At 72.2% G+C, this 11130-nt stretch carries 14 protein-coding genes; 6 read left to right on the forward strand and 8 right to left on the reverse strand.

Annotation, left to right across the window (positions count from 1 at the left end; translation table 11 throughout):
- Window positions 1–345: 345 nt before the first annotated feature.
- Complete coding sequence (locus ABZS66_RS57435) at window positions 346–723, forward strand: RidA family protein (protein ID WP_354772762.1); 378 nt, start codon at window positions 346–348, stop codon at window positions 721–723.
- Window positions 724–1058: 335 nt separating this feature from the next.
- Here the strand turns inward: ABZS66_RS57435 and ABZS66_RS57440 are convergent, their stop codons facing one another.
- From ABZS66_RS57440 to ABZS66_RS57450, 3 genes are all read right to left on the reverse strand, one after another.
- Window positions 1059–1421, reverse strand: coding sequence for an Lsr2 family protein (locus tag ABZS66_RS57440; protein WP_354772764.1), 363 nt, complete (start codon window positions 1419–1421; stop codon window positions 1059–1061).
- Between the two features lie 156 nt (window positions 1422–1577).
- Window positions 1578–2510, reverse strand: a complete 933-nt coding sequence (locus ABZS66_RS57445) for an acyl-ACP desaturase (RefSeq protein WP_354772766.1) — start codon at window positions 2508–2510, stop codon at window positions 1578–1580.
- The gene (locus ABZS66_RS57450; RefSeq protein WP_354772768.1) at window positions 2507–3232 is read right to left on the reverse strand and encodes a lysophospholipid acyltransferase family protein; all 726 of its coding nucleotides are present in this window, start codon (window positions 3230–3232) and stop codon (window positions 2507–2509) included. The genes ABZS66_RS57445 and ABZS66_RS57450 overlap by 4 nt, the downstream gene beginning before the upstream one ends.
- Window positions 3233–3427: 195 nt before the next feature.
- Between ABZS66_RS57450 and ABZS66_RS57455 the strand changes: the two genes are divergently transcribed.
- Window positions 3428–4507 carry an AI-2E family transporter gene (locus ABZS66_RS57455; protein ID WP_354772786.1) on the forward strand — a complete coding sequence of 360 codons (1080 nt, stop codon included), beginning with the start codon at window positions 3428–3430 and terminating at the stop codon, window positions 4505–4507.
- Window positions 4508–4521: 14 nt separating this feature from the next.
- Here ABZS66_RS57455 and ABZS66_RS57460 read toward each other — a convergent pair whose 3' ends face one another.
- From ABZS66_RS57460 to ABZS66_RS57470, 3 genes are read right to left on the reverse strand one after another with little or no spacing between them, the layout of a single operon-like run.
- Entirely contained in the window at window positions 4522–6378 is a 1857-nt protein-coding gene (locus tag ABZS66_RS57460) for a hypothetical protein (RefSeq protein WP_354772770.1), read from the reverse strand.
- A 29-nt stretch (window positions 6379–6407) separates the two neighbouring features.
- A complete protein-coding gene (locus ABZS66_RS57465; protein ID WP_354772772.1) occupies window positions 6408–6608 on the reverse strand; it encodes a hypothetical protein in 201 nt (66 codons plus the stop codon).
- A gap of 14 nt (window positions 6609–6622) precedes the next feature.
- Window positions 6623–7147: a general stress protein gene (locus ABZS66_RS57470; RefSeq protein ID WP_354772774.1), complete on the reverse strand. Its 525-nt coding sequence runs from the start codon at window positions 7145–7147 to the stop codon at window positions 6623–6625.
- A gap of 122 nt (window positions 7148–7269) precedes the next feature.
- Here ABZS66_RS57470 and ABZS66_RS57475 point away from each other — a divergent pair, with 122 nt between their 5' ends.
- The 3 genes from ABZS66_RS57475 to ABZS66_RS57485 are packed head-to-tail and all read left to right on the forward strand — an operon-like array spanning window position 7270 to window position 9328.
- A complete protein-coding gene (locus ABZS66_RS57475) occupies window positions 7270–7512 on the forward strand; it encodes a PspC domain-containing protein (protein ID WP_330186439.1) in 243 nt (80 codons plus the stop codon).
- The gene (locus ABZS66_RS57480; RefSeq protein WP_354772776.1) at window positions 7513–8196 is read left to right on the forward strand and encodes an alpha/beta hydrolase-fold protein; all 684 of its coding nucleotides are present in this window, start codon (window positions 7513–7515) and stop codon (window positions 8194–8196) included.
- On the forward strand, window positions 8099–9328 hold the full coding sequence (locus ABZS66_RS57485) for a hypothetical protein (protein WP_354772778.1): 1230 nt from the start codon (window positions 8099–8101) through the stop codon (window positions 9326–9328). The genes ABZS66_RS57480 and ABZS66_RS57485 overlap by 98 nt, the downstream gene beginning before the upstream one ends.
- Here the strand turns inward: ABZS66_RS57485 and ABZS66_RS57490 are convergent.
- Both ABZS66_RS57490 and ABZS66_RS57495 read right to left on the reverse strand, forming a co-directional pair.
- Window positions 9325–9972 carry a nucleotidyl transferase AbiEii/AbiGii toxin family protein gene (locus ABZS66_RS57490; RefSeq protein ID WP_354772780.1) on the reverse strand — a complete coding sequence of 216 codons (648 nt, stop codon included), beginning with the start codon at window positions 9970–9972 and terminating at the stop codon, window positions 9325–9327. The genes ABZS66_RS57485 and ABZS66_RS57490 overlap by 4 nt on opposite strands.
- Complete coding sequence (locus ABZS66_RS57495; RefSeq protein ID WP_354772782.1) at window positions 9969–10313, reverse strand: hypothetical protein; 345 nt, start codon at window positions 10311–10313, stop codon at window positions 9969–9971. Before ABZS66_RS57495 ends, ABZS66_RS57490 begins: the two co-directional genes overlap by 4 nt.
- A gap of 52 nt (window positions 10314–10365) precedes the next feature.
- Here ABZS66_RS57495 and ABZS66_RS57500 point away from each other — a divergent pair, with 52 nt between their 5' ends.
- Window positions 10366–10911, forward strand: a complete 546-nt coding sequence (locus ABZS66_RS57500; protein WP_354772784.1) for an SHOCT domain-containing protein — start codon at window positions 10366–10368, stop codon at window positions 10909–10911.
- The last annotated feature ends 219 nt before the right edge of the window (window positions 10912–11130 follow it).

Genomic DNA, 11130 nt, shown 5'->3' on the forward strand with positions numbered 1-11130 from the left:
CGGGGCGGTCTGCCGGCGGCGCGGACTGCCTCACCGGCCACGGCGTCAAGCATGCGCGCTTTCCCTCGGTCGGTCGGTCGACCGACCGGAGAACGGCGGTCAAGCTTCCCCGACCTTGCCGAGGCGACCGCTGCCGCCGCGTCCTGGATGAATCGGGCACACGGCACTCATGGGCGCGGTGCTCGACGACGCCATGATCGTGGGAAACATCTGGCTGTCCCAGCGACCACATGTTTCCCACGATCATGGCGGACTCGCCGCGAGGGTGCGCTATGACCCTCCCGGCTTGATCGATGGAGACTACTGGTCGCTATCACAGCCAGTGGAGTGTGTTTCCATGGCGGCATGATCGAACGGTTTCATCCTGCGTCCTTCGCGCCCGTCGGTGTTCCGCTGTCGCACGCCACGAAGGCGGGTGGGTTCGTCTTCGTCTCCGGTCAGGTTGCCAGCCGGGCCGACGGCTCGATCCTCCTCGGTGAGTTTGCCGACGAGGTGAACCTTGTGCTGGACAACGTCGAGGCCGTGCTCGCCTCCGCCGGCGCCCGGCCTGACCAGCTCGTCAAGGTCGGCGCCTTCCTGTCCAACGCGACGCTGTTCGGAGCGTTCAACGAGATCTATGCCCGCCGGTGGGGTGCCGCGCCGCCGGCCCGCAGCACGATCGTCGTCGACTTCGGCCGGGCCGACGTCCGGGTCGAGGTGGAGGGCATCGCCTGGGTCGGTTAGCCCGTCAGGCATGCGGGGCTCGTAGCGAGCGGTCGGGGACCAAAGTGAGCGGTCGGGACCGCAGCGGGCGGCCGGGACCGCAGCGGGCGGTCCGGCTCGGCGGCGCAGATGTGCAGCACCTGGCCGTCGTCGAGCCCGCCGCACCAGCGTGCTCTTGGGCAGCGCCACCAGCCGCAGGCAGCCCCTCGGCAGCGACCGTGAGGTCGAGCGAGGACGCGCCGGCGGAGCGGGCAACTTGGGAGAGCGCCTCGGAGTGAAGCAAAGAGGCCGGGGGTGCCCACTGTCGGCAGTGGGCGCCCCCGGCCTGTGCGTTTGCCGCTGCTCGGGTCGGTCGGTCAGTGACCCGCTTCGGCGTGGAACCGCTCGACGAGATCGGCACGGATGCGGCCGCGGTCGGAGACCTCGATGCCCTTGCTCTGTGCCCATTCCCGGATCGCCCGGTTCTGCTCCCGCTCGGCGCGGGCGGTGAGGACCGGCCGGACCCGGACGCCGGCGCGGGCCGGCCCGGGCGCGGTGGCGGTGCGGCCGACCTTCGTGGCGGCGGCCACGAACGGCGCGAAGGCGTCGCGCAGCTCGGCCGCGTTCGTCGTGGACAGGTCGATCGCATACATCACGCCGTCGAGGCCGAAGCTGACGCTCTCGTCGGCGCGCTCGCCGTCGAGGTCGTCGATCAGTTCATGGATCACGCGTCTGGCCATGGCGATGGTGCCTTCCGGTACGGGGGGGTGAACATCCATGCCCGCAGCGTGCCCGTCTGATTGCTAGCAAAACGGTCAGACGGGCAGTGGCGGGCACGGAACGGTCGTTGGAGCGTACCGCTGCGCCCATCGCTCTCTGCAACGGCCCCGGTGGTCTCAGGCGCTCACACGAGCGCGCATCGCCTCCCGCCGTTCTACGAAGCGTGACGCCTGGGCGTCGAGGCCGGCCATGAACGCGGCCAGTTCCTCGCGGGCCGCCTCCCCGTCACCGGACAGCGACCGGTCGAACGCCTTCAGCTGGCGCAGCACCGGCACGAGCACATCGTCGTGGTGCAGCCGCAGGTCGTAGATGCCGGCCTTGGCGATGAGCACGGACTTGCGCCCGAAGCCCTCGATCGTGTGCCCGGGCATCTGGAACGAGGTGGCGACCCTGGTCACGGCCCGCATCGTGGTGTTCGGCGCGAGGTCGAACATGGCGCCGAGCAGGTTGCGGTAGAAGATCATGTGCAGGTTCTCGTCGGCGGCGACCCGGGTCAGCAGCTGCTCGCACAGCGGGTCGCCGCTCTGCGTGCCGGTGTTGCGGTGCGACACGCGGGTCGCCAGCTCCTGGAACGCGACGTAGGCGACCGACTCGACGAGCCCCTCGTAGGAGTTGCTGAACCCGCCCTCCATGTGCAGCATCCGGGCCCGCTCCAGCGCGACCGGGTCGACGGCCCGGGTGGCGAGGAGGTAGTCCCGGATCGCGATGCCGTGCCGGCCCTCCTCGGCGGTCCAGCGGTGCACCCAGGTGCCCCAGGCGCCGTCGCGGCCGAAGACCGTGGCGATCTCGTGGTGGTAGCTGGGCAGGTTGTCCTCGGTCAGCAGGTTCACCACCAGCGACGTGCGGGCCACCTCGGACAGCCGCGACTGGCCGGGCTCCCACGCCTCACCGCCCAGGAGGCCGTCATAGTCGCGGCCCTCGCTCCACGGCACGTACTCGTGCGGGAACCACTCCTTGGCCGTGGCCAGGTGGCGGTTGAGGTTCTCCTCGACGACGGGCTCGAGCTCGCGCAGCAGGACGACCTGGTCGGTCGGTTCGGGGTGGCTCACATGGCCTCCGGTTCGTAGACGTCGGGCTCCGGCGCGGTGCCGCCCAGGTGGGCGGGCAGCCACCAGGAGTCGTCGGGCCCCTTGGGACGCTGAGGATACTCACGTTGCGCCCGGTCGAGCAGGGCGCTCATCCGGTTGCGCAGCTCCGCCATCACCGTGTCGCCGTTGTCGCGGCGGGCGGGGTGCAGCGGCTCGCCGGCGATGATGGTGATCGCGACGCCGCGCTGGCCCAGGTCGCGGGGCCGGCCCTTGGTCCAGAACCGCTGGGTGCCCCACAGGACCATCGGCACCAGCGGGGTGCCGGTGGCCGACGCCAGCCGGGCCGCGCCGCTCTTCATGTCCTTGATCATGAACGACGGGCTGATCGTGGCCTCCGGGAACACCCCGACGACCTCGCCGGCCTGCAGCGCGGCGAGGGCGGCCTTGTAGGAGGCCAGGCCGGCGTCACGGTCGACCGGGATGTGGTGCATGCCGCGCATCAGCGGCCCCCCGACACGGTGGCGGAAGATCGACTCCTTGGCCATGAACCGCACCAGCCGCTTCGACGGGCGCGCGCCCAGGCCGCAGAAGATGAAGTCCAGGTACGAGATGTGGTTGCAGGCGATGACGGCACCCCCGGTCGCCGGCACGTGCTCGGCGCCCTCGATCGTGATCTTCATGCCGAGCGCGCGGAACATGGTCTTCGCGAACGCGATGACCGGTGGGTACACGAGATCTGCCATGGCATAACGCTATCGGTACTCGCTGGGAAGCACCTGTACCCTGCTGAAGACCGATCATTCTCCGCAGGGGGTCCGAAGGTGCAGGACGAGGCTACTCCGGTCGCGACGCCGCCGACCGCCGCTGGCGCTGTGGCCGACGACACGCCTGCCCCCGCCACGCCGGCCCCCGCCACCGGTCAGCCGCCCACCGTCGAGGTGGACGTGACCGTCGTCGAGGTCACCACCGAGTCGCGGTTCGGCAAGCCGGGCCCGCCGATGCGCCGATCGCCGCTCATCATCGGCCTGACCGCCGGCCTGGGCCTGCTGCTGGCATACAGCGCCTACCTCGCGGTGCAGAACGTCAAGTCGATCCTGATCCTGATCTTCATCGCGATGTTCCTGGCGATCGGGCTCAACCCGGCCGTGGTGCGGCTCACCAAGTGGGGCGTGCCGCGCGGCCTGGCGGTGGCGGCGGTCGGCATCGGCGCGATGCTGCTGCTGTGCGGTGGCCTGTTCGCGCTCATCCCGCCGCTCGTCCAGCAGACGGGCGCCCTGATCGACAACCTGCCGACCTACATCGACAACCTGCGCCGCAACGACCAGCTCAACCGGCTCAATGAGGACTATCAGCTGCTCGACCAGCTCAAGAACGTCGCCACCGCCGGCAACATCACCAAGGCGCTGGGCGGGGTGTGGGGCGGGGTGCAGGTCGCGTTCAGCGCCCTGTTCAACATCCTGACCGTGGTCGTGCTCACGCTGTACTTCATGGCCGCCTTCGACCGGCTGAAGGAGGGCGGCTACCGGCTGGTCCCGGCGTCGCGCCGCGGCCGGGTCCGGCTCCTCGGCGACGAGATCCTCGCCAAGGTCGGCGCCTACCTGGGCGGGGCCCTGGCGATCGCGGTCGTCGCCGGCCTGTCGTCGTTCGTCTTCCTGCTGATCATCGGCGTCGCCTACCCGTACGCCCTGGCCGTCCTCGTCGCCATCACCGACCTGATCCCGCAGATCGGCGCCACGCTCGGCGCGGTCGTGGTGAGCATCGTCGGGTTCGCCACGTCGATCCAGGCCGGCATCGCCTGCGTGATCTTCTTCGTGGTGTACCAGCAGGTGGAGAACTACCTGATCTACCCCAACGTGATGCGCCGCGCGGTGAAGGTCACCGACCTGGCGGCGATCCTGTCGGTGCTCGTCGGCGTCGCCCTGCTCGGTGTCGTCGGCGCGCTCATCGCGATCCCGGTCGTCGCCGCCATCCAGCTCCTCGTCCGCGAGGTCGTCATCCCCCGGCAGAACCTCCGGTAGCCGCCCGCCGGCCGTCAGCTGCGGTTGAGGACCCGGGTGAAACCGGCCGCCGCCGTCGTGGCCAGGGTCCAGCCGGCGGCGATCAGCAGGTACGCGAGCCACTGCCCGGCCCCGGTGGAACGGTAGGCGGACTCCTGTCCGAAATCGATGATCGGTAGCAGCAGGTCGAGCGTGTAGAAGAGCGCGTTGAACGGCGGGGCCTGTCCGGGATCGATCGGCCGCGGCGGGTGCGCGGCGTAGGCCGAGGCGCCGAGGGCGAGCAGGGCGGCCAGCCACAGTGCGGCCCGCTGCGGGCGGTAGCCGTAGCCGACCGTCACGTCCTGCAGCCAGCTCCACGGCCACGTCCACCAGGGCCGGGTCCGCCGCTGCCGGCGCTGCTTGGCCAGCAGCACCGTGCGGGCCTCGTCGTCGTGGCCGAGCTGCCGGTACACGGCGGCGAGCTGCTCGTACGGCTGGGGCGGCGGCACGGCGTCGACGACCCGGGCCAGCCAGGCCAGCCGCGGCCCCGGCGGCAGCGTCGGCTCCAGGGCCTGGTAGGTGAGCCCGTCGAGGCGCAGCGCGGCCGGCCAGGTGCCCGGCTCGTCCCGCACCACGGTGGTGCGCACGTGCCGCAGGTCGACCTCGCCGGTCGGCGGGGCGGCGAACCGCAGCGACAGCTCGGCGGCCTCCGTGCCGGTGCAGCGCAGCCCGGCCAGGGTCGCGTCGTCGAAGCACAGCCGCCCGCCGATCTTCGCGGCGGTCACCGACACCCGCCCGGTCGCGGTGAACCCGGTGCAGCAGTTCAGCAGCGACCCGGTGACGATGCCGGTGGCCCGCAGCGACCGCCCGCCCGGGTTGTCCAGCGTGGCCCCGTCGAAGAACGCCGGCCCGGCGATGCGGGCCTCGACGAACGACACCTCGCCGCGGGCGGTGACCCGCCGGCAGTCGACCGGCCCGTCGACGGCGCAGTTGTCGGCGTGCAGCGCCGGGCCGCCCGGGTTGTCGAGGGTGGCGTCGCTCATCCGCAGGATCCGCCCGATCCGGGTGCCGAGCAGGCGGACCTCGCCCTCGACCCGGGCGCCGCCGAGCAGGTGCACGCCGCCCTGGATGTCGGCCCGGTCGCAGCGCAGCGCCACCCCGCCCGGGTTGCGCACGGCGGCGCCGGTGAACGTGGCGACCCCGCCGAGGGTGGCGTGCCGCAGGCTGATCTCGCCCTCGACGTCGGCCCGGCGGGCGAAGAACCCGCCCCGCAGCGCGGCGCTGTCGAGGTCGACGGCGCGCCCTTCGGCACCGGCCCGCACGACGGCGCCGTCGAGGTGGACGCCGCCGCCGATGGTGGCCTGGAACAGCCGCAGCGCGCCGTCGGCCCGGAACCCCTGCTCGGCGACGAGGTCCCCGCCGACCTCGATCCGCTCGGCCGACAGGGCGTTGCCGCCGGCCCGCCGCAGCTCGGCGCCGTCCAGCAGCAGCCCGCCGGAGATCTTGGCGCCCTTGAGGTTGAGCGCGCCGGCGCACCGGCTGTGGGTGAGCCGCAGGTGGCCGGTGACGGAGAGGCCGGCGCCGACCAGCCCCGGGAACGCCGAGCCGCGCAGGCTGGTGAACCCGAGCCGGGCCCAGTAGAGGTCGAGGCGCTCCTCGAAGGTGCTGTCCTCGATGAGCAGCGGGCAGCCGACCTCGGCGAACGAGAGGTCGAGCGGCCCGGTGACGGTGGCCCGCCGCAGCCGCAGCGCGGCCCGCCGCCCGGGCGGTTCCGCGGTGAGCAGGTCGGCGAGGAGCGCGGCCGGCACCTCGGCCCCGCCGGCGTCGAAGCGCGCCCCGGCCGCGAACGCCGCGGCGATGCGCTCGAGGAGCGACGTGGAAGGGGCGGTGGCATCGGCCTCGGTCGCTTCCACAGCCGCGATGGTAGACGGCGGGCGCCAGCTCAGCGGTGGTGGCCGGACCGCAGCCAGGCCACGTAGTCCGCGACCGCGGGGTCGAGGTCCCAGGCCGGGGTGAAGCCGGTGTCCGCGCGCAGGCGGGCGGTGTCCAGCCAGGAGGGCGCCGGGTCGCCGCCCTCCTGGAGGGCGACCGGCGGGGCCGCCGGGACGGCTCTCACCGACGAGGAGAGGGCCGTGCTGGGCACGGCCCTCTACAAGATCATCCAGCGGATGGATCCGAGGCACGCCAGTTCTGCCGGGTGATGAGCACCCGGGCCTCGTCGGCGACCTCGGCGTCGACCTGGACCGCGTACTGGCCGGCCTGCAGCGAGCTGCGCGAGGTAAAGTCGCGGCGGCCGCCCGTCACGGCGTGCGCCGACGCGCCGAAGATGGCGCCCCACAGCGCGCCGATGAGGATCGAGGACAGCAGGACGGCCAGCCAGCCGCCGTCGCTGAACAGCGTGAACACGATGCCGAGGAACAGGCCGAACCAGGCGCCGCTCAGCGCGCCGGCCGCCGCGGCCCGGCCCACCGTGAGACGGCCCAGGACGTTCTCGACGAGGCGCAGGTCGGTGCCGATGATCGCGGTCCGCTGGACCGGGAAGCCGTTGTCGGACAGGTAGTCGACGGCCTGCTGGGCCGAGGCGTAGTCGGCGAAGCGGGCCACGGTGACGGTGCTGCGGTCGAGCTCGACAAGCTCGTCCTGGGTCGGAGAGGACGGGGAAGGCTGCGGAGGGGTCGTCATGCGCGTCAGGGTAGAGCTACCACCCGGCACCCGCCCGGCAACCACCCCGGGTGTGGGAATCCGGGTCCGCTCAGGGCCTCACCCGAGGTCGCCGGGGCACTGCCCGGGGCAACCTTGCAGGCATGACGAACATCAAGCGGCTCCGCCGCTCGCAGACCGACCGCACCGTCGCCGGCGTCCTCGGCGGCATCGCGGAGTACCTCGACGCCGACCCCACCATGATCCGCGCCGTCTACCTGCTGTCCATCCTGCTCACCGGCGGCACCGCCGTCCTCGCCTACCCGATCCTGTGGATCGTCATGCCCGAGGCCCCGCCCGCGCCCGTCTCCCCTGCGCCCAACGATCACCTGCCCTATGGTGCGTGAATGCGGATCGAGACCCGGATCGTCGCGCCGACCGCGGCGCCGAGCGGTACGGTCCTCGTCGCGCACGACGGCCCGGAGTACGAGCGCGCCGCCGGGCTGACCCAGCTGTTCCCCGCCGAGCACGTGGTGCTGCTCGACCCCGGTGAGCGCCACGAGTGGTACTCGGCGAACCCCGCCTACGCCGACGCCCTCGTCCGCCGGGTCCTGCCCTCCCTGCCGCCCGGCCCCCGGGTCGGCCTCGGCGCGAGCCTCGGCGCCCTCGCGCTGCTGCACGCCGAGCTGCGCCACCCCGGCGCGTTCGCCGGCCTGTTCCTGCAGTCGGGTTCGTTCTTCACACCGCAGCTCGATCCCCAGGAGGCGGGCTTCCGGCGGTACCGCCGGATCGTCCGCTTCGTCGAGAGCGTCAGCGGCGTCGATGCAAGGGTGGTCTTGACGTGTGGCCGCGACGAGGAGAACCTGCACAACAACCGGGCCATGGCGCAGCGGTTGGGAGCACCGCTCGTCGAGGTGCCCGGCGGGCACGCCATGACCACCTGGCGGGCCGCGCTCGACCCGCACCTGCACCGCCTACTGCGGGAGGTCACCGTTGGACCACCTCATCGGACTGCTGCTCGGCACGGAGCAGGACTGGCCCCGGGCCTACGAGACGCTGATCGCCCGGCTGGGCCCGATCCCCGGCCCTGACGGCACCGGCCACACCCTGCGCACCACCCGGGTCACCATCGAACCGTTCAACCTGCGCGACGCCCCCTCGCACGACCTGGTCATCGACCGGCTCGCCTACTGGTACTACCACCCCCGCGAGTGGCTGAAGAAGGTCGCCCTCATGGACGACGTGTACCTGCTCAACAGCCCCTTCACGTTCCAGTCGATGGAGAAGCACGCCGCCTACTGCGCCATGATGCGCCTCGGCCTGCACGTCCCCGAGACCGTCCTGGTGCCGTACAAGAACCCCGTCGACCACGCCAAATGGGCGTACACCGCCGAGCGCTACAACCGCCCGTTCGACCTCGACGCGGTCGCCGACGGCCTCGGCTACCCGCTGTTCATGAAGCCCTACGACGGCGGCGCCTGGGTCGGCGTGTCCCGCATCAGCGACAGCGCCCAACTGCACGCCGCCTACGACGCGTCCGGGGCGCGGCTCATGCACCTGCAGCAGTCCGTCGAGGGCTACGACGTCTTCACCCGCTCGCTGTCCGTGGGCCCCGAGACGATGGTCATGAAGTTCCGGCCCGAGCTGCCGATGCACGAGCGGTACGCGGTCGAGCACGGCTTCCTCGACGCCACCGCCGGCGACGAGGTGGTCACCATCTCGCGGCTGGTCAACGCGTTCTTCCGGTGGGAGTTCAACTCCTGCGAGTGCCTCGTCCGCGACGGCGTCGTGTATCCCATCGACTACGCCAACGCGTGCCCCGACGTGGCCCTGACCAGCCTGCACTACTACTTCCCGTGGGCGATGACGGCCCTGGTGCGCTGGACGGCGTTCTGCGTGGTCACCGGTCGGCGGGCCAGCCTGGACATGGACACTGCTCGCTATTTCGCCATCGCCGACGCTTCCGGCCTGTCGTACCCCGAGAAGCTCGCGCAGTACCGCCGGCTCGCCGACGACTACTTCGCCGTCGACGCCTACCGCGAGTTCTGCGACACCGCCCTCGCCCACGTCCCCGAGCTGGTCGCCTCGTGGGTGGCCTCCCCCGACTTCGACCGGCTGCTCGTCGACACGGTCCGCGCCACCTACCCACCGGCCGAGCACGACCGGTTCGTCGCCCACTTCCGCGGCCTCATCGACCTGTGGCGGCGGGAGAACGGTGCCTAGCGGGGCCACTCCTCGAGCCTGGCCCGCAGCGCCGCGATCCGGTCCGGGGTCAGCCCGTAGAAGGTGAACCGGCCGTCGTCGAGCCGGTCGAGGTAGCGGCCCGCCGCCAGGACGTCGTCGTCCTCCAGCGCCGGGTCCTGCCGCCGGGCCAGGTCCAGCAGCTCGTCGACGGTGTAGCGGTCCAGCGCCGCCGCGACGTCGATGTAGTCGCGCACCTCGCGCCGGTTCACCAGGGCCGCGACCTTGGTCGCGATGAGATCGTCGAGGTGCATCACCGGCCCGACGTCCATCATGACGGGCGACTGCTGGCGATCGAGCCTCGACAATGTCAGCCGTACCGTCCTCGCGCCCACCGGCTCGCCCACCGTGAACTCCCGCTGGTCGAAGCCCGCGAACAGCTCCAGTAGGTCGTCGGCCTCCTCCTCGTGGACGCTGTACCCCGCCCCGCGCAGCGCCGCGCACACCGCGTCGGCCGCCGCCCCGGCGGCGCCCTCGGTGTCGGTGAACAGGTCCACGTCCTCGGTCGGCCGCTCGACCAGGCCGTTCATCAGCCACGCGAACCCGCCCCCGAGCACGAACCCGTGCCGCTCCGCGACCGCGAGCGCGATCCGGGCGACGTCGGTGTAGAACGGGTCCGGGCTCACCCGGCGGCGGCCCGCAACCGCGGGTGCCGCGCCTCCCACGCCCGGCGCACGCCGTGCGGAAGATTCAGGTCGGGCCACACGCGCACGAGCATCCGCCCGTTGACGAACCGCCGCAGCTCGTCGTGCCGGATCGCCTCGCGGAGCACGTTCTCGTACATCCACAGCAGCAGGTCACGGTCGTCCACGTCGAAGCGGCGCTGGGGATTCCACATGAGCCGCTGCGGCAGCTCCACCACCCCGTGCACGGGCCCGCGCAGCTCCCCGAGCGTCCGCGCGACGAGCGCCGGCCGATGCGGACGCGCGAGATACGCCACCCGCCCCCGGTCCGACTCGCCCTGCATGCGCCGAAGTGTACCGCCGATCCGCTTGCCGGCGCCGCGCACACTGTGCGTCATGGGCATCTTCGACTTCCTGACGGGCGGCAACCAGCCCCCACCGGGCGGCGTACGGGGAGTCGCGCAGGTGGTCTCGGCGACCCGCCACGCCGGTCGGGGCATCTACCAGAACTGCCGCATGCACCTGGTGCTGCAGGCGCCGGGCCTGGCGCCGTACGCCGCCGAGTTCCACGGCCTGGTCCACCACCGCCGCTGGCCCACTCCCGGCGCGACCCTGCCGGTGTCGATCGACCCGCGCAACCCGCGCGCCTTCGCGATCCTGTGGGACGAGGTGCCGGACGCCGCCGACCGCGCCCGCCACCAGGCGGAACAGCTGGCCCGGGCGATGCGCGACCAGCCCCCGCCGGGCGCCCGGCCGCCGCTGACCGAGGAGCAGCTGGCCAAGCTGCGAGCCCTGGGCATCGACCCGGCGACGGTTCACGTCGTGGCCCCGCAGCAGTCCGACACCCTGTCGCAGCTGGAACGCCTGGCGGCGCTGCGCGCCCAGGGCGTCCTGAGCGACGCCGAGTTCGAGCAGCAGAAACGCCGAATCCTAGGCACCTGACCCGCTGCCCTACCGCCGCGAGAGGTGTGACGCGGCGCGCATCGCGTACGGCATCCTAGGAAGCTAGGTTGAAGGCCAAGGCAAGGGGGCGGGCTCAGGACGCCGGACCCCTTGCGCGCCGATCTTGGACTTGTGGTTCCGAGATTTCCCGACATATCCGTCCCAACTGGGCGCCACAACTCCAAGATCGGCGCGCAAGAACGGGGCGGACGGCGGCGC

It is taken from the genome of Dactylosporangium sp. NPDC005572 (genome assembly GCF_040605515.1).
GTDB lineage: Bacteria > Actinomycetota > Actinomycetes > Mycobacteriales > Micromonosporaceae > Dactylosporangium.